Source organism: Pseudomonas sp. C11, assembly GCF_034683865.1.
Classification (GTDB): domain Bacteria; phylum Pseudomonadota; class Gammaproteobacteria; order Pseudomonadales; family Pseudomonadaceae; genus Aquipseudomonas.
The window spans coordinates 112,557-129,729 of record NZ_JAWIIP010000001.1 but is presented as its reverse complement, the minus strand read 5'-3'; the positions used below and the strand labels follow the sequence as shown (position 1 = coordinate 129,729).

The following is a 17,173-nucleotide window of genomic DNA, read 5'->3' as shown; positions in this document are numbered from 1 at the left end:
CAATTATTGTTATGGCGCGACCGTTCAACGTCTGGGAAACCTCATACTAATCAGCGCCCGCTGTTCGAGTAAACCGGCAGGAGAAGCTCTAGGATGAATGTTGGCCGCACATTACAATCGCTGCTCCGCCTCCCTTGACCGACACGCATGCCCACCTGCCAGATTCACTCGCTGCCTTATCGATCCGATCCCGGCGACTACTTCGAGCGCATTCGCCAGGCTCCGGGCGCCGTACTGCTGGATGCCGGCCGGCCCACGGCCACACGCGGACGCTATGACCTAATGAGCGCCTGGCCATTGGCAGAACTGGCGCCGCTGGCCGACGAATCGGCCAAGGACTTTCTGCAGCGCCTGCGCAGCGCCCTTGGCGGCCTGGGCCATGCCCAGCCGCCAGCAGCGCTGGAGTTGCCCTTCGTCGGCGGGTTGATCGGTTACCTGGCCTATGACTTCGGCCGTCGCCTGGAGCACCTTGCCGAGGGCAGCCAGGACGACCTGAACCTGCCGGATGCCAGCTTCGGCCTGTATGCCTGGGCACTGGTCAGCGACCACCACCTGGGCACCAGCCAACTGGTCTTTCACCCCCGCCTGCCGGCTGAGGAGCGCCAGCGCCTGCAGGCGCTGTTCGAGCATGCGAGTGAGGCGGCGCCCTCGCCTTTTCGCCTGCATGCGCCTTTCCGTGCGGATCTGCAGCCCAGCGAATACCAGGCCGCCATCGAGCGCATCCAGGCCTACATCCTGGCCGGCGACTGCTATCAGGTGAACTACACCCAGCGCTTCCAGACCACCTGCGAGGGTGATCCCTGGGGTGCCTATCGCGCCTTGCGCCAGGCCTGCCCGACGCCATTTGCCGGCTATCAGCGTCTGGCGACGGGTGAAGCCATCCTCAGCCTGTCGCCGGAGCGTTTTCTCAAGGTCAACCAGGGCCAGGTGGAAACCCGCCCGATCAAGGGTACCCGCCCACGCGGCGAGACCCTGGCCAGCGATCAGGCGCATGCCGAGGCACTGCTCGGGAGCCGCAAGGATCGGGCAGAAAACCTGATGATCGTCGACCTGCTGCGCAACGATCTTGGCCGCAGTTGCCGCACCGGCTCGGTACGCGTGCCCGAGCTGTTCGCCCTGGAGAGCTACCCCAACGTCCATCACCTGGTCAGCAGCGTCACGGGTGAACTGGCAGCGGACAAGGACGCACTGGATCTGATTGCCGGCAGTTTCCCCGGCGGTTCCATCACCGGCGCGCCGAAGATCCGCGCCATGCAGATCATCGACGAGCTGGAGCCGACCCGGCGCGGGCCCTACTGCGGCTCACTGCTCTACCTCGACGTGCGCGGCGAGCTGGACAGCTCCATCACCATCCGCACCTTGCTGGTCAAGGACGGGCGCATCAGTTGCTGGGGCGGCGGCGGTATCGTCGCCGACTCGGACTGGCAAGCCGAATACCAGGAGTCGATCACCAAGGTGAAAGTGCTCCTAGAGACGCTGGAGGGGCTCTAGATACGCAGGGCGGATCCACGCCAAATCGTGATGGCGGGTTGCACCCGCCCTACGTCGACTGATCCAAATGAACAACGCCGCGAAATCGCGGCGTTGTCGTTATAGGCTCAGCTTACGGTTGGAAGCCTTGAGGAACTCCTGCTTGAGGTCTTCATAGGTGTGCACTGCGGGGAATTGGGGGAACTCACGAATCACGTTGTCCGGCGCATGGAACAGGATGCCGGCATGGGCTTCGCTGAGCATGGTGGTGTCGTTGTACGAATCACCGGCCGCAATTACGCGGTAGTAAAGGCTCTTGAAGGCAATCACCGACTGACGCTTGGGATCCTTCTGGCGCAGTTGATAGCTGACTACACGATCGTTCTCGTCGGTGATCAGACGGTGACAGAGCAGCGTCGGGAAACCGAGCTGACGCATCAACGGCTGGGAGAATTCGTAGAAGGTGTCGGAGAGAATCACCACCTGGAAACGCTCGCGCAGCCAATCGACGAACTCGACGGCGCCGTCCAGCGGCTTGAGCGTGGCGATCACGTCCTGAATGTCCTTCAGCTTCAAGCCATGCTCATCGAGGATGCGCAGGCGTTGCTGCATCAGCACGTCATAGTCGGGAATGTCGCGGGTAGTCGCCTTGAGCGACTCGATGCCGGTTTTTTCCGCGAAGGCGATCCAGATTTCAGGAACCAGTACGCCTTCCAGGTCGAGACACGCGATTTCCACAGGACACTCCTCGGTTGAGCTGAAAGATGCGGCACTCTATCGGCTCGCTTTGACGGGTGCAACGCGCCTCTTATAACCATAAGAAAGGTTGGCTGGCTCCTTAGTTATTTAGCCGCATAACCCGCCTTTGCTACCATCGACGCCCTCACGCACACTCGACCTGGAGTCCGCAACATGGAACTCGACCTGGACGCGCTCAACGCCGAATACGGCCGCCAGCCGGAAAAACTGGTGCAATGGGCCATCGGCCTCGGCAAGCCGGCCATCTGCACCACCAACTTTCGCCCCTTCGAAGCGGTGATCCTGCACATGGTCAGCCAGGTCAAACCGGACATTCCGATCGTCTGGATGGACAGCGGCTACAACACCGAAGCCACCTACCGCTTCGCCGATGAAGTGACGCGCAAGCTGGGCCTGAACCTGATCACCTACCTGCCCAAGCGCTCGCGCGCGCACCGCGAAGCCATCGACGGCCCGCTGCCGGGGCTGGACGATCCGCGCCATGCCGCCTTCACCGAAGAAGTGAAGCTCGAACCCTTCGCCCGCGCCCTGCGCGAGACGGCACCGAGCGTCTGGTTCACCGCATTGCGCGCTACCGACACCGCCGTACGGGCGCAGATGGAGCCAATCAGCATCAACCCGGACGGCCTGATCAAGGTCGCCCCGCTGCTGCACTGGACGTCCAAGGATCTGTATCAGTATCTGGTCGCCCATGACCTGCCGAACGAGTTCGATTACTTCGATCCGACCAAGGGCGAAGAAAACCGCGAGTGCGGCCTGCACCTGAGCCACTGATCAGCAGCTCGCAACGAAAAATGGCGCCTGATGGCGCCATTTTTCATGGGATCGAGAAGTCAGTGCATCGGCAACTCGACGCCATCGAACAGCTCTTCCAGCTCGGACTTGTTGTGGCACTGCACCGCCTTGGTCAGCATGTCGCGGGTCAGGTGCGGGGCGAAACGCTCGATGAAATCGCACATGAAGCCACGCAGGAAGGTGCCACGACGGAAGCCGATCTTGGTCACGCTGGGCTCGAACAGATCATCGGCGTCGAGCACCACCAGATCCGGATCCAGCTTGGCGTCGACGGCCATCTTGGCCACGATGCCCACCCCCAGATTCAGGCGCACGTAGGTCTTGATCACGTCGGCATCGGCGGCGGTGAATACCACCTTGGGCGTCAGGCCGCGATGGCTGAAGGCTTCGTCCAGCTTCGAACGACCGGTGAAACCGAACACGTAGGTGACGATGGGATGCTCGGCCAGCGCTTCGAGGGTCAGCTTCGGCAGCTTGGTCAGCGGGTGCCCCTGGGGCACCACCACGCAGCGGTTCCAGCGGTAGCAGGGCATCATGATCAGGTCGTTGAACAGCTCCAGGCCTTCGGTGGCGATGGCGAAGTCGACGCTACCATCGGCGGCCATTTCGGCGATCTGGGTCGGCGTGCCCTGGTGCATGTGCAGGGCGACGTCCGGGTACTGCTTGATGAAGGCGCTGATCACGGGCGGCAAGGCATAGCGCGCCTGCGTGTGGGTGGTGGCGATGGACAGCGTGCCTTTCTTCTCGTTGGAGAACTCCTGGGCGATCTGCTTGATGCTCTCGACCTTGCGCAGGATTTCGCCGGCGGTGGTGATGATGCGCTCGCCCGCCGGAGTAACCCGGGTCAGATGCTTGCCACTGCGAGCGAAAACTTCCACGCCCAACTCGTCCTCCAGCAAGCGAATCTGCTTGCTGATCCCTGGCTGCGAGGTGTAAAGGCTCTGTGCGGTAGCCGATACGTTGAGATCGTGATGCGCGACTTCCCAGATGTAGCGCAGTTGCTGAAGCTTCATAGATTTCCCTCAAAGCTGAACGGCCAGCTCATGACGGCCAGCACTTATATAACCATATTACTGGTTTAGGTCTTAAGCATAGATCATTTCTTTGTGTTGCTCCTGTTTCCCTCTACAACTCACCATGCCCACGATGCTGCAGCATCGGCACCAGGTACACCGGCACCTCGGACAATTGCAGCAACCTGGCTGCCGTGCGCCCCAGCGGCACCGCCAGTTCGGCGCCATGGCTGTGACTGCCTACGACCAGCAGATCGACGCCTAGTTTCTGGGTTTCCTCAAGAATCACCGTGGGTGGATCGCCCTGCAGCACCCGCACGGCACGAATCAGATGAAGATCCGCCACCCCATCGCCCAGTTCGTCGCGAAAGCCTTCCAGCACCCGCTGCTCGATACTCGACATCACGGTACCCAAGCCATTGCGCCGCAGTTCGCCGAGGGTGTCGTCATCCAGATAGGTTTGCAGCACGGATTCGGCGAACAGCCCCATGGGCTCCACCGCGTGCACCACGTAGAGATCGGCGTTGAAGCTGCGCGTCATTGCCAGCGCATGCTGCAGCACGTAGGAGGCATAGAGCCCAAGATCGGTGGCGTAAAGTATCGAGCGGATCATGCGGCCTCCTTGACTGCTGACTAGGGCCCGTATCTGAGCTTAGCAGTACGGCAGACAACGCAAGGTAGGCCGCGCTATTTAGGACGAATGGCTATATGTGCGCCACTCATGGCTGGGGCTCGTTGCTGACCCCATGAGGTACATGGCCGGTGGCCACAACCTGGCGTGCCGCCTCACAGTGGCCGGTCTGGTCATCGAAGAACACATCGGCGGCGAAGGCCTCGAGCACGGCGGACTTGTCCAGGCCACCGAGGAAGAAGGACTCATCCAGACGAATGTTCCACTCGCGCAAGGTGCGGATCACACGCTCATGAGCCGGTGCGGAACGGGCTGTCACCAACGCAGTGCGAATCGGGCAGGCCTCCTCCGGAAACTCCTGCTGCAGTCGGTGCAGGGCCGCCAGGAACGGCTTGAATGGTCCACCCGGTAACGCCTGGCGCGCGGCGTCGCGCTCGTGGCTCTGGAAAGCGTGCAGGCCGCCACTCTGGTAGACCCGCTCGGAGTCATCGGAAAACAGCACGGCATCGCCATCGAAGGCGATGCGCAACTCGTTGCTCGAGGCCCGCCGTGAGCCACCGGAGAGCAGCGTCGCCGCGCCGAAACCGGCCTTCAGCGCACTGCGCACGTCGTCAGCGTGGGTGGAAAGGAACAGGTGGCAACCAAAGGCCGCCAGATAGGGATCGGGGCTGCGCCCGCCGACGAACGCGGCACGGGAGATGCCCAGGCCATAATGCTGGATCGAATTGAAGGCACGCAGACCGGTATCGGCACTGTTGCGCGACACCAGGATCACCTCGACACGCTGATCACTCAGTCGGGCGTTGAGCCCCAGCAGTTTCTCCACCAGGGGGAAGGCGTCGCCGGGCATCAGTACCTCGTCTTCATGCTCGATCTGATAGCGCCGGTAAGCTTCCACGCCCTCTTTCTCGTAGATCTGGTGGCTCTCGCTCAAATCGAACAGTGCTCGTGAGGAAATCGCCAGCACCAGCTTGTCACCCAGCCCCTTGCCCATGTCTAAGCCTCCCGACGGGCCTGAATGAAACGCAGCGCCTGATACAGGGCGCGCACCTTGGGCATATCGCAGCCCACGCTATCAGCCGCCGCCAAAGGCGCTTCGTAGATAGCCTGCAGCTCCGCCGGGCGCCCCTGGGCGAAATCGTGGTACATGCTCGGCAGGTAATCGGGCATGCGATCGGTGGCCGCCAGCAGCTTGTCGGCGTAGTTGTTCGGCATGCCATGGCCAAGCGCCTGGGCCGCCTGCACCACTTCCAGCATCATGTCGCGGATCAGTGTGCGGCTGTCTGGGTTAGCCATCATCGTCCGGGTATCGGCATCCAGCAGCACGGAGAGGCCGTTATAAGGCACGTTCCACACCAGTTTCTGCCAGCGCGTCTGCTCCAGGTTGGCCATGGCCTGCGAATCCAGCCCGGCAGTGCGGAACATCGCCGCGCCCTCTTCAACCAGCGCCTGGCGCACGTCTTCGGCAATCGCAGGCCCGCTGTGATAGGCCAGGTTGATCGCACCCAGGGCCTGATGCTCGACGACGCCGGGAGCACTGCGATGAACGCAGATGTAGCAGAGACCGCCGAGCAGGTGCAGACCGTCGTCCAGCAGCGGCCGCAGCTGCGCCTCCACACCGAGCCCGTTCTGCAGCAACACGACGCGGGCTTCGGGAGCGGCAACCTGTTGAATCAGCGGTGCCAGCTCGGTATTGGCCGTGGTCTTGGCGCCCACCAGCAGCCAGTCGCACGCGGGCATGTCCTCGGCACGGGCGTAGGCCTGCACCGATGGCAGTTGTATCGCCCCGTGCACCAGACTGTTGACCTGCAAACCGTGCTCCGCAACCGCCGAGTATTCGCTGCGCAGCAGAAAGTGCACATCGAAGCCGGCTCGTACCAGCATCGCACCGTAAAAACCGCCAATGGCGCCCGTGCCGATGATGCCGATACGCGGTGGGTTGTTCAGGGACATCAGGGAAGCTCCTCAGCCGGACTGCGCAGGGCGCGGTCGATGGCGGTGATCAGTTCGTTCGGATTGAGAGGCGCGCGCAAGGCGCCATGAAATTGACCATTGCGTACGACAAACAGGGCGGGCAGGTGAAACACCTCGTAGCGCGTCACCAAACCGGCATTATGCCCGGCATCGACCCAGCACAGCCTGTCCACCGGCAGGCCCATGCCTGGCAGGGTCTGACGCGCCCAGCGGCAGCTGGCACAGCCCATGCTTGTGAAGATCAGCAACGATGTGCCGTCGAGGTCGAGCAGACGTCGGTCGGCATCCAGGTCAGTCAGTTCCAGCTGCGCGGCTATACTGGACTCACTGATATCAATTGGCCGGTAGTCGAGGTCGGTGCTCATGCGTAAGTTTCTGCGTCATCCCAGCGACATGCCGGTGGAACTGGTGCTGCGCAAACAGCCCAACGTACCTCGGCAAAGGCTGCACAATATCAGCCTCGGCGGGGTCGCTTGCAACTCGAGCCGCGCCTTTCGCCGTGGTACTTCGGTCGAGATGCGCATTCCACTGCTTGGCGAGCAGGCACGCTACCCCGGCGTGGTCGCCTGGTGCCAGCGCCAGGCCGAAGGCTATCTGGTGGGTATCGCCTTCACCGACGAGGACACGCTGTTTCGCGCGCGCATGGTCGAGCAGGTATGCCAGATCCAGCATTACCGCCTCCTGCTTGAGAAAAACAGCGGCGCCCCGGTCGCCATCGAACACTGCGCCCGCGAATGGATCGCGCAGCATGCCGCGGAGTTTCCCCAGCTGTCCTGAAAGTCCCGTCTATCGGCCTCATTAGACCTCCGGGGCATTGTCGCGCCGCGCCTTACGCGCTAAGGTTCGGCACCCCCTGCGCAAACTGGCCGTGATCACCTCAGGGGAGCGCCGACGGCCTGCACCCGTGACCTGACGACCCTGACCTGATGACTAGCACGATGGCTGATTTACCGATCAACGACCTCAACGTCGCCTCCAACGAAACGCTGATCACTCCCGACCAGCTCAAGCGCGAAATCCCCCTGACCGACGTGGCGCAACAGACCGTCGCCAATGGCCGCCAGGTAGTACGTGACATCCTCGACGGCACGGATCATCGCCTGTTCGTCGTGGTCGGCCCCTGCTCCATCCATGACATCAAGGCCGCGCACGAATACGCCGAGCGCCTCAAGGTGCTGGCTGCCGAGGTCTCCGACACCCTGTTCCTGGTAATGCGCGTGTACTTCGAGAAGCCGCGCACCACCGTTGGCTGGAAAGGTCTGATCAACGATCCCTACCTCGACGACTCGTTCAAGATTCAGGATGGCCTGCACATCGGTCGCAAGCTGCTGCTCGACCTCGCCGAGATGGGCTTGCCCACGGCCACCGAAGCACTGGATCCGATCTCCCCGCAGTACCTGCAGGATCTGATCAGTTGGTCTGCCATCGGCGCGCGCACCACCGAATCGCAGACCCACCGCGAAATGGCCTCGGGTCTGTCCTCGGCTGTCGGTTTCAAGAATGGCACCGACGGCGGCCTGACGGTTGCCATCAATGCGCTGCAATCGGTATCCAGCCCGCACCGTTTCCTCGGCATCAACCCGCAGGGTGGCGTCTCCATCGTCACCACCAAGGGCAATGCTTACGGCCACGTGGTACTGCGTGGCGGCAACGGCAAGCCCAACTATGATTCGGTCAGCGTCGCCATCTGCGAGCAGGAACTGACCAAGGCCGGTATTCGCCCGAACATCATGGTCGACTGCAGCCACGCCAACTCCAACAAGGATCCGGCCCTGCAGCCGCTGGTGATGGAAAACGTCGCCAACCAGATTCTCGAAGGTAATAACTCGATCGTCGGCCTGATGGTCGAGAGCCACCTGGGCTGGGGCAGCCAGTCCATTCCGAAGAACCTGTGCGACCTCAAGTACGGCGTATCCATCACCGATGCCTGCATCGACTGGGATACCACCGAGAAGGCGCTGCGCGGCATGCATGCCAAGCTCAAGGACGTACTGCCGAAGCGTCAGCGCGCCTGACTGCCGGGCAGTAAAGAAAACGCCGGGCAATTGCCCGGCGTTTTCATATCCGCTTTGTCTTCAACTGGCCTGATGACGCTGGCGCCGCTCCAGATAACGCTCGACGTAGGAACACGACGGGATCACCGTGTACCCGAGCGCCTCGGCATAACGCAACGCATGCTCGGTCAGGGCAGCAGCGATGCCGCGACCGCGCAGCGAGTTGGGGACGAACGTACGGTAGATATCCAGCGTCTGCTTGCCCAGATCCATGTAGGCCAGGTAGGCACGATCACCGTCGACGGTGGTCACGAACTGATGACTGGCCTGGTCGTGGTGTATGGATAAACCTTCGCTCATTTCGACTCCTCTGTACTTCGCTGTGGTCTCGTCACAGCGGGTCGGTGCAGCGGCAACCGCTCGGTATTCGTACCGACGCTTCAAACAAAGCGCAAACATTTGCCCTGCAAAAATCTGTAACCAATTGAGCTTATCAGGCAAAAGCGCTAACAGCCATGCGCAATCAATCACTTAGGTCAGACTGACGGGCCTGGCCATTGGCCCGGCTACGCCAGGCTCAACGCCGCGATGCAGGCCAGGCTGGCAATGACCGGAATCAGAACGGTGATCACGAAGATATCCTTGTAGGCCTGCTTGTGGGTCAAGCCCATGATCATCAGCATGGCAATCACCGCTCCGCAGTGCGGCAACGAATCCAGCCCGCCTGCCGCGATATTGGCGATACGGTGCAGCACCTGCGGCTCGATGCCCATTTCCAGATAGCGCGGCGCCAGCGTCTGCATGAAGATCTGCAGACCACCGGATGACGAACCGACGATCCCCGACACCACACTGACCGAGGCGAATACCGAGAGCAGCGGCGGCATCTCCACCGCCACGATCCATTGGGCGAACTGAGTGAAACCCGGTGTCTGCGTGACCACACCGCCAAAACCGATGACCGCAGCGGTGTTGAGTAACGGCATGATCGAGTCATCCGCGCCCTGCCCCAGGGTGTTCAGGGTATTGCGCCGCAATGGCGCGAACATCAGGATCGCCAGCCCTGTCGCCAGCACCAGTGCCAGGCTAGGCCAGAGGATCGGTTGAGTCTGGCTGAATGCCAGCAACTGGCCCAACACCCCTTCGCCAGGGATCGCCAACCCAGACAGCGCCAGCATCCGTGGCAGGAGGATGATCCCCAGCACCGCAACGATGGGCATCGATGCCAACACCCAATGCGGCCCCGCGCCGGGCGCCCCGGCCAACTGCTCCATGCGCACGTCTTGCGCATTGGCCTCGAACCCCTCACCGCGCTCGCGCGCCAGGCGCCATTCGCGCTGCAGATAAGCCATACCCAGCCCAACCATCAGCACGCTTGCAAACAGACCGATCCAGGCGCCGGCGAACAGATCCGTACCCAGCGCGCTGGCGGCAATGACGTTGTGAATCGAGGGCGACCCCGGTAGCGCGGTCATCGTGAAGGTACCGGCCCCGAGGGCCAATGCCGCGCAGAACAGACGCTTGGGCAGGTTTGCCTCACGCATCAGCGAAACGCCCAGGGGATACATGGTGAAAATCACCACGAACACCACCACGCCGCCGTAAGTCAGCACGGCACAGACCAGCATGGCGACCCACAGCGTGCGCTGCGTGCCGAGGCCGCGAGTAATTGCCTGGGCAATACTGTTCGCCGCCTGGCTGGCCGCCATTACCTTGCCAAAGATGGCGCCGCACAGAAACAGCACGAAGAACTTGCCGGCAAAGGTGAATGCACCCAGCGGCCCGAATGGAAAATGCTCCAGCAGCGCCTTGGGCACAGAGACGCCGTTGGTCACGGCCACCAACACTGCACAGAGCAATGCGGCGATGAAGATATTGACCCCGCGCAAGGCCATGACGATCAATAACGCGAGCCCCACTAACAAGCCTAAGTTACCCAGCATTGTTTACGTCCTTTGTTGTTTTTAGTTGGATCGCCGGCAACTGGTCGCTTTGCCCGTAAGCACCCTACTGCAGCGGTTCCAGGGCAAGCCAGTGCTTTTTGTTTGTTTTTTGTACAGAGCGCCCCACACAACCTGTGAAAGCCCTTCGAAGAGTGAAAAAAAACTGCAACTCTTGCCCTCCCTCCGTTTACTTACTAAAAGTAATAGGTAGTATGTAGGCCGGCTAATTTCCCGCAGTTGGGGAATTGCTTTTATGGAAAACTCCACCTCAAGGGGAACACGATGAACAACGTTCTGAAATTCTCTGCTCTGGCCCTGGCCGCTGTTCTGGCTACCGGTTGCAGCAGCATGTCCAAAGAAACCGAAGCTCGTCTGACTGCTACCGAAGACGCAGCTGCTCGCGCTCAAGCCCGTGCCGACGAAGCCTACCGCAAGGCCGATGAAGCTCTGGCCGCCGCTCAGAAAGCTCAGCAGACCGCTGACGAAGCCAATGAGCGTGCTCTGCGCATGCTGGAAAAAGCTAGCCGCAAGTAATAGCGACTGGTCTTTTCAAAAGCCGATCCGGGCAACCGGATCGGCTTTTTTATTGCTCGCGCAAACAGCATTGGCCCACAGCCATTAAAAAGCCCGCCGATGCGAACATGGGCGGGCTCGATGACATGGCTGGCTTAGAAAGCCTGCTGCTCGCTGGCAGCCACCACGCTATTGTCGACCTGGGCGATAGGCACCGGCAGCCCATCTTCGGACGCCACCACTTCACGCACCATATCCCAATCCAGACGCAGCCCGGTCAGATCCTCGCGCTTGAGCAGCGAGTTGATCACCGCCGTATGCTTGTCCACCACCGACGGCTCGCCCTGATCGTTCAGCGGAGCATGCGCCTCCAGATACACCTTGCCGCCACTGACGCCGAACTTGTAGGGCTCGTTGATGATGCGCACCGGCGTATTCACCGGGGCCATTGCCGCTAGTTCCAGGACGTTATGGTTGAACATACGGAAGCAGCCATGACTGACCTGCATACCGATACCGAACTTCTTGTTCGAACCGTGGATCAGGTAACCAGGGAAAGACAAAGACATCTTGTAAGGGCCCAGCGGGTTGTCCGGACCTGGCGGCACGACGGTCGGCAGCGGATCACCTTCGGCAGCGTGCTCCTCACGGATCGACTTCGGCGGATACCACGCCGGATTCGGCGTCTTGGCGGTGATACGCCCCGATCCCAGCGGCGAACCCCAGCCATCGCGGCCGATGCCGAGCGGGAAGGTGTACACCACGTTCTTGTCTTTCGGGTAGTAGTAGAGGCGGTATTCGGCGAGGTTGATCACGATGCCCTCGCGCGGGCCAGGCGGCAGGATGAAGCGCGTCGGCAGGACGACCTCCTTGCCCTCACCCGGCAGCCAGGGATCGACGCCCGGATTAGCCGCGACCATTTCCAGGTAGCCCAGGTTATTGGCCTTGCCCAGATCGGCGAAGGTGTCCTCGTACTTGGCCTTGACTACCTGTACCTGGCCGACGATGTCGTCGCCAGGAGCCGGCAGGGGAAATTCGAGTGCCTGCACCGCGGCACTGGAACACAGCGCCAGAGCAGCGAAACAGCGGCTGACCGCAGAGAATCGCGACAACATCCGGGAATCCTTGATGGGTTGAGGTTGAAAGAAGTCGATTGTACACCGCCGCCGAGCGCGTAGGCAGCCGTCAGGCATCCACCCAGTTCGAACATAGCCCCTGGCGCTGAGCGCGCAACGTCGCCAGACAATCAGGGCACAGACGCCTGTCACGCAACAGCAGGTTATCCAATGCACGCCAGCGCGGCTGCGCCGGCAGCAAGCCGCCACACAGCGTACGGTCAGCATGCCCACCCAGGCGCAACTGCCGAGCCACCAGATGCAGACGCACCTCGCGGCAGGCGAACAGATCGAGCTGTTCATCCGGCTCGATGAGCTGGTAGGCATAAAGGGACCAGACGGGACGCGGCATCGCAGGCTCCAGGGCGGGGCGGCCACATTAGCCGAAAGCCCCAGCCTGGAAAAGAGTCAGAGCAATGGCTGCAACGCAGGCCAGGCGTTCTCCAGCAAAAGAGGTTGCGCCGTAATGTTGGGGTGAATGCCATCGGCCTGCATCATGCCCGGCACGCCGCCCACGCCCTCGAGAAAGAACGGCACCAGAGCCACCTGCTTCGCCTGCGCCACATCGCTGAACACCTGGGCGAAAGCCGTGGTGTAACGCACGCCATAATTGGGTGGCAACTTCATCCCCAACAGCAGTACCTTGGCCCCGGCCTGCTGCGACTTCTCGACCATCAACGCAAGATTCTGTTGCAATTGCATGGGCGGCTGACCGCGCAGGCCGTCGTTACCTCCCAGCTCGATGATCACCACTTGCGGCTGATGCTCTGCAAGCAGCGCCGGCAGGCGCGCCAGGCCGCCTGAGCTGGTGTCGCCACTGATCGAGGCGTTGATCACCTGATGGTCAAAACCTTCGTCCTGCAGGCGTTTTTCCAGCAGAGCGACCCAGCCCTGGCGGCTATCCAGGCCAAAAGCGGCGCTGATACTATCGCCGACCACAAGCAGGGTGCCTGCCCACGCCCCTTGGGCCCAGAACAGCAGGGTCAAGGCACCACTCAGCCACCATGCACGCATTGGAATCTCCATGACTTCGAGCATTCTCGCTGCGCGGAACCTTAGCAAAGTGGTCAGCAGCGCGGAAGGCGAGCTGACCATCCTCCACAATCTCGATCTGAATCTGGACAAGGGCGACAGCCTGGCTATCGTCGGCAGCTCCGGTTCGGGCAAGTCCACCCTCCTCGGCCTGCTGGCCGGGCTCGACCTGCCCACGGGCGGCTGCGTCCTGCTGGCCGGCAAGGATCTGAGCCAGCTCGACGAAGACCAGCGCGCCCGCCTGCGTGCCGAACATGTCGGTTTCGTCTTCCAGTCATTCCAGTTGCTCGACAGCCTCAATGCGCTGGAGAACGTCATGCTGCCCATGGAGCTGGAAGGCCATGCTGATGCCCGCCAGCGCGCCCGCGCCCTGCTCGAACGGGTCGGCCTGGGCCAGCGCCTGTCGCACTACCCGCGCCAGCTCTCCGGTGGCGAACAGCAGCGCGTGGCCATCGCCCGCGCCTTCGCGGCCGATCCGGACGTGCTGTTCGCCGACGAACCCACCGGCAACCTCGACAGCCAGACCGGTGAGCGCATCAGTGACCTGCTGTTCCAGCTCAATCAGGAACGCGGCACGACACTGGTGCTGGTCACCCACGACGAACGCCTGGCCCACCGCTGCCACCGCCTGATTCGCCTGGAAGCCGGCCATCTGATCGATCGCGTGGAGCCCTGATGACACGCATGCCCTTTGCTCGCCTGCTGTCGCTGGCGGCCCGCCAGCTTTCCCGCGATGCCCGTTCGGGCGAACTGCGCGTGCTGTTCTTCGCCCTGCTGGTCGCCGTCGCCGCCAGCAGCGCCATTGGCTACTTCAGCGCACGCCTGAACGATGCCATGTTGTTGCGCGCCAGCGAGTTCCTCGCCGCCGACCTGCGCCTCAGTGGCAGCTCGCCGGCCAGCCCGGAACAGATCGATGCCAGCACCCGCCTGGGCCTGATACATTCCCGCGTGGTCGAGTTTTCCAGCGTGGTCGCCGCCGACCAGGGCATTCAGCTCGCCAGCATCAAGGCCGCCGATGGCGCCTATCCGCTGCGCGGTGAACTCAAGAGTGCCGCCGAGCCTTACCAGGCCGAAGAAGTCGGCCAAGTGCCGGCCGCAGGCGAAGTCTGGGCCGAAGCACGCCTGATGGTCGCGCTGGGCCTGAAGGTCGGTGACCAGATCGAAATCGGCGCCAAGCGTCTGCGTCTGAGTCGCGTCCTGACCTATGACCCGGATACCGCGGGCGACTTCTACAGCCTGACGCCTCGGGTGCTGATGAATCTCGACGACCTGGCCGCCACCGAGGTCGTGCAGCCTGGCAGCCGCGTGCGCTACCGCGATCTGTGGCGTGGCGAAAGCGAAGCCCTGGCCGCCTACCGCCAGGCCGTGGAGCCTGGCCTGCAACCAAACCAGCGCCTGGAAGACGCCCGCGATGGCAACCGCCAGGTCGGTGGCGCCCTGGGCCGCGCCGAACGCTATCTGAACCTGGCCAGCCTGGCTGCCGTACTCCTGGCCGGGGTCGCCGTGGCGCTCTCTGCCAGCCGTTTCGCCGCCCGCCGCTTCGATGCCAGCGCCCTGCTGCGCTGCCTGGGGCTGTCGCGCCGCGAGGCACTGAGCCTGTTCAGCCTGCAACTGGCCCTGCTCGGCCTGCTGGCGTGCGTCATCGGCGCCCTGATCGGCTGGCTCGGCCAGTACGTGCTGTTTCATCTATTGCGCGGCCTGGTGCCCGCCGACCTGCCACCTGCCGGCATCTGGCCGGCACTGGCGGGCATGGCGACCGGCCTGGTAGCACTGGCCGGCTTCGCCCTGCCGCCCCTCGCCGCCCTGGGCCGGGTGCCGCCACTGCGCGTGTTGCGCCGCGACATGCTGCCGGTGCCGGCCAGTTCCTGGCTGATCTATGGCGCCGCGCTGTTGGCCCTGGGACTGATCATGTGGCGACTGAGCCTGGATCTGCGCCTGACCCTGTCGCTGCTGGGCGGCGGCCTGCTCGCCACCTTGCTGCTTGGGGGCTTGTTGCTGGCGGGCTTGCAGAGCCTGCGCCGGTTGCTGCAGCGCTCCGCCCTGCCCTGGCGCCTGGGCCAGTTGCTGCGCTACCCGCTGGCCGCCGCCGGACAATCGCTGGCCTTCGGCCTGATCCTCCTGGCGATGGCTCTGATTGCCCTGCTACGCGGCGAACTGCTCGACACCTGGCAGGAGCAGTTGCCGGCCGACGCCCCCAATCACTTCGCCCTCAACGTGCTGCCGGCCGAGCGTGAGGCCTTCGCCGCGCGCGTGGCCGAACTGTCGCCGCATCCCGCACCGCTTTACCCGGTGGTGCCAGGCCGACTGGTGATGATCAACGACGAGCCGGTTCGGCAGATCGTCAGCAAGGACAGCAGAGGCGAGCGCGCCGTACAGCGCGACCTGAGCCTGACCTGGTCGCAGGAATTGCCGGCAGACAACCACATCGTCGCCGGCGCCTGGTGGTCGCAGCGCAAAGCGGACGAGCTGCCGGGCGTTTCGGTCGAATCGGAGCTGGCGCAGAGCCTGCAACTCAAGCTGGGCGACCGCCTGCGCTTCAACGTCGGCGGCATTGAGCGCGAAGCCCAGGTCACCAGCTTGCGCGAGGTGGAGTGGGACAACTTCCAGCCCAACTTCTTCATGATCTTCGAGCCGCACACTCTGCAGGATCTACCGGCCACCTACCTGACCAGCTTCTACCTGCCGCCGGGTCACGACGCCGATCTGGTCAGCCTCAGCCGCGCCTTCCCCAGCGTCACCCTGTTGCAGGTCGATGCTGTACTGGCGCAACTGCGCAGCATCCTCGCCCAGGTCACCCTGGCCATCGAATACGTGCTGCTGTTCGTCCTGGCAGCGGGCGTCACCGTGCTGCTGGCCGGTCTGCAATCCACGCTCGATGAGCGCATTCGCCAGGGCGCCCTGCTCCGGGCGCTGGGAGCAGAGCGACGCCTGCTGATGCAGGCCCGCCGCGCCGAGTTCGGCCTGCTGGGTGGCGCCGCCGGCTTGCTGGCAGCGCTGGGCTGCGAGCTGGTGAGCTTCCTGCTGTATCGCTATGCCTTCGATATCGCCTGGCAACCGCACCCCTGGCTGCTGGTGCTGCCGTTGATCGGCGCGCTGCTGGTCGGTGCTGCTGGGGTGCTAGGCACCCGCCGCGCACTGAATGCCAGCCCGCTGAGCGTATTGCGCGAAGGTTAAGCCGGATGAAGGGGTTTGCTAGACTGGCGCCCCCTTGATCCTGTCGAGTCACCATGAGCCGCTATCGCCCCCCACGCCCTGCCGGTACTCCACTGATCACGCCTGAAGGCGAAGCGCGCCTGCGCGCCGAATTGCACGAGCTCTGGCACGTGCGCCGTCCGCAGGTCACGCAGTCGGTCAGCGAGGCCGCAGCCCAGGGCGACCGTTCGGAGAACGCCGAATACACCTACGGCAAGAAGATGCTGCGCGAAATCGACAGCCGCGTGCGCTTTCTCACGAAGCGCCTGGAAAAGCTCAAGGTGGTCAGCGACAAGCCGTCCGATCCGAACAAGGTGTATTTCGGCGCCTGGGTCACTATCGAGGACGAGGACGGCGAGCAGTCGCGCTACCGCATCGTCGGCCCGGACGAGCTGGATCTGAAGCAGGGGCTGATCAGCATCGACTCACCGCTGGCGCGCGCCCTGGTCGGCAAGCCCCTGGACGCCGAAGTGCGCGTGCACACGCCCACCGGCGAGAAGACCTGCTACATCGTCGAAATCGACTATCCCTGATCGCGCGACGCCTCGACCACGGCCAGCCACTCGGCGAAGGACTCGGCCAGCCATTGGTTACCCGGTTTCAGGTTGGCCGGATCGTAACGGCGGGCACGGCCGCCGAACCAGTTCCACCAGCCCTGCCCCGGTATCTGGGCCAGAGGCACATCGAACTCCTTGATGTAGAAGCAGGTGCCTGGCGGAAAGTCCGTTTCACGCATAGCAGG

Annotated in this window: 20 protein-coding genes; 8 read left to right on the top strand and 12 right to left on the bottom strand. The window is 63.0% G+C overall.

Annotation, left to right across the window (positions count from 1 at the left end):
* Positions 1-147 precede the first annotated feature (147 nt).
* Positions 148-1,491: an aminodeoxychorismate synthase component I gene (gene pabB / locus VC352_RS00560; protein ID WP_322977639.1), complete on the top strand. Its 1,344-nt coding sequence runs from the start codon at positions 148-150 to the stop codon at positions 1,489-1,491.
* Positions 1,492-1,590: 99 nt separating this feature from the next.
* On the opposite strand, the gene thrH is transcribed toward pabB, so the two are convergent.
* Entirely contained in the window at positions 1,591-2,208 is a 618-nt protein-coding gene (thrH, locus tag VC352_RS00555; protein WP_024308402.1) for a bifunctional phosphoserine phosphatase/homoserine phosphotransferase ThrH, read from the bottom strand.
* Between the two features lie 174 nt (positions 2,209-2,382).
* On the opposite strand from thrH, the gene VC352_RS00550 reads away from it, so the two are divergent.
* A complete protein-coding gene (locus tag VC352_RS00550) occupies positions 2,383-3,003 on the top strand; it encodes a phosphoadenosine phosphosulfate reductase family protein (protein WP_322977638.1) in 621 nt (206 codons plus the stop codon).
* Between the two features lie 59 nt (positions 3,004-3,062).
* Here VC352_RS00550 and cysB read toward each other — a convergent pair whose 3' ends face one another.
* From cysB to VC352_RS00525, 5 genes are all read right to left on the bottom strand, one after another.
* Positions 3,063-4,037: an HTH-type transcriptional regulator CysB gene (cysB, locus tag VC352_RS00545; RefSeq protein WP_322977637.1), complete on the bottom strand. Its 975-nt coding sequence runs from the start codon at positions 4,035-4,037 to the stop codon at positions 3,063-3,065.
* Positions 4,038-4,149: 112 nt separating this feature from the next.
* Positions 4,150-4,650 (bottom strand): universal stress protein, encoded by a 501-nt coding sequence (locus VC352_RS00540; protein WP_322977636.1) that lies wholly within the window; start codon positions 4,648-4,650, stop codon positions 4,150-4,152.
* A 106-nt stretch (positions 4,651-4,756) separates the two neighbouring features.
* The gene (locus VC352_RS00535; RefSeq protein ID WP_322977635.1) at positions 4,757-5,662 is read right to left on the bottom strand and encodes a 5'-nucleotidase; all 906 of its coding nucleotides are present in this window, start codon (positions 5,660-5,662) and stop codon (positions 4,757-4,759) included.
* A gap of 2 nt (positions 5,663-5,664) precedes the next feature.
* Positions 5,665-6,621, bottom strand: coding sequence for a putative 2-dehydropantoate 2-reductase (locus VC352_RS00530; RefSeq protein ID WP_322977634.1), 957 nt, complete (start codon positions 6,619-6,621; stop codon positions 5,665-5,667).
* The gene (locus tag VC352_RS00525; protein WP_322977633.1) at positions 6,621-7,007 is read right to left on the bottom strand and encodes a thioredoxin; all 387 of its coding nucleotides are present in this window, start codon (positions 7,005-7,007) and stop codon (positions 6,621-6,623) included. The genes VC352_RS00530 and VC352_RS00525 overlap by 1 nt, the downstream gene beginning before the upstream one ends.
* Between VC352_RS00525 and VC352_RS00520 the strand changes: the two genes are divergently transcribed.
* Together VC352_RS00520 and VC352_RS00515 are read left to right on the top strand one after the other, a co-directional pair.
* Positions 7,006-7,419 carry a PilZ domain-containing protein gene (locus tag VC352_RS00520; protein WP_322977632.1) on the top strand — a complete coding sequence of 138 codons (414 nt, stop codon included), beginning with the start codon at positions 7,006-7,008 and terminating at the stop codon, positions 7,417-7,419. The genes VC352_RS00525 and VC352_RS00520 overlap by 2 nt on opposite strands.
* 161 nt (positions 7,420-7,580) lie before the next feature.
* Positions 7,581-8,657 (top strand): 3-deoxy-7-phosphoheptulonate synthase, encoded by a 1,077-nt coding sequence (locus tag VC352_RS00515; RefSeq protein WP_322977631.1) that lies wholly within the window; start codon positions 7,581-7,583, stop codon positions 8,655-8,657.
* Between the two features lie 60 nt (positions 8,658-8,717).
* Here the strand turns inward: VC352_RS00515 and VC352_RS00510 are convergent, their stop codons facing one another.
* Together VC352_RS00510 and VC352_RS00505 are read right to left on the bottom strand one after the other, a co-directional pair.
* Complete coding sequence (locus VC352_RS00510; protein ID WP_322977630.1) at positions 8,718-8,996, bottom strand: GNAT family N-acetyltransferase; 279 nt, start codon at positions 8,994-8,996, stop codon at positions 8,718-8,720.
* A 206-nt stretch (positions 8,997-9,202) separates the two neighbouring features.
* Positions 9,203-10,579: a GntP family permease gene (locus VC352_RS00505; protein WP_322977629.1), complete on the bottom strand. Its 1,377-nt coding sequence runs from the start codon at positions 10,577-10,579 to the stop codon at positions 9,203-9,205.
* Between the two features lie 282 nt (positions 10,580-10,861).
* Here VC352_RS00505 and oprI point away from each other — a divergent pair, with 282 nt between their 5' ends.
* Complete coding sequence (gene oprI / locus VC352_RS00500) at positions 10,862-11,113, top strand: outer membrane lipoprotei OprI (RefSeq protein ID WP_003239826.1); 252 nt, start codon at positions 10,862-10,864, stop codon at positions 11,111-11,113.
* A gap of 134 nt (positions 11,114-11,247) precedes the next feature.
* Here oprI and VC352_RS00495 read toward each other — a convergent pair whose 3' ends face one another.
* The 3 genes from VC352_RS00495 to VC352_RS00485 form a co-directional block, all read right to left on the bottom strand.
* Positions 11,248-12,207, bottom strand: a complete 960-nt coding sequence (locus VC352_RS00495) for a L,D-transpeptidase family protein (protein ID WP_322977628.1) — start codon at positions 12,205-12,207, stop codon at positions 11,248-11,250.
* A 70-nt stretch (positions 12,208-12,277) separates the two neighbouring features.
* Positions 12,278-12,559: a hypothetical protein gene (locus tag VC352_RS00490; protein ID WP_322977627.1), complete on the bottom strand. Its 282-nt coding sequence runs from the start codon at positions 12,557-12,559 to the stop codon at positions 12,278-12,280.
* Positions 12,560-12,615: 56 nt separating this feature from the next.
* On the bottom strand, positions 12,616-13,221 hold the full coding sequence (locus VC352_RS00485; RefSeq protein WP_322977626.1) for an arylesterase: 606 nt from the start codon (positions 13,219-13,221) through the stop codon (positions 12,616-12,618).
* A 10-nt stretch (positions 13,222-13,231) separates the two neighbouring features.
* On the opposite strand from VC352_RS00485, the gene VC352_RS00480 reads away from it, so the two are divergent.
* The 3 genes from VC352_RS00480 to greB are packed head-to-tail and all read left to right on the top strand — an operon-like array spanning position 13,232 to position 16,964.
* Positions 13,232-13,915, top strand: coding sequence for an ABC transporter ATP-binding protein (locus VC352_RS00480; protein WP_322977625.1), 684 nt, complete (start codon positions 13,232-13,234; stop codon positions 13,913-13,915).
* A complete protein-coding gene (locus VC352_RS00475) occupies positions 13,915-16,413 on the top strand; it encodes an ABC transporter permease (protein WP_322977624.1) in 2,499 nt (832 codons plus the stop codon). Before VC352_RS00480 ends, VC352_RS00475 begins: the two co-directional genes overlap by 1 nt.
* Positions 16,414-16,466: 53 nt before the next feature.
* The gene (greB, locus tag VC352_RS00470) at positions 16,467-16,964 is read left to right on the top strand and encodes a transcription elongation factor GreB (protein WP_322977623.1); all 498 of its coding nucleotides are present in this window, start codon (positions 16,467-16,469) and stop codon (positions 16,962-16,964) included.
* Here greB and VC352_RS00465 read toward each other — a convergent pair.
* On the bottom strand, positions 16,955-17,167 hold the full coding sequence (locus VC352_RS00465) for a hypothetical protein (protein ID WP_322977622.1): 213 nt from the start codon (positions 17,165-17,167) through the stop codon (positions 16,955-16,957). The genes greB and VC352_RS00465 overlap by 10 nt on opposite strands.
* Positions 17,168-17,173 lie beyond the last annotated feature (6 nt).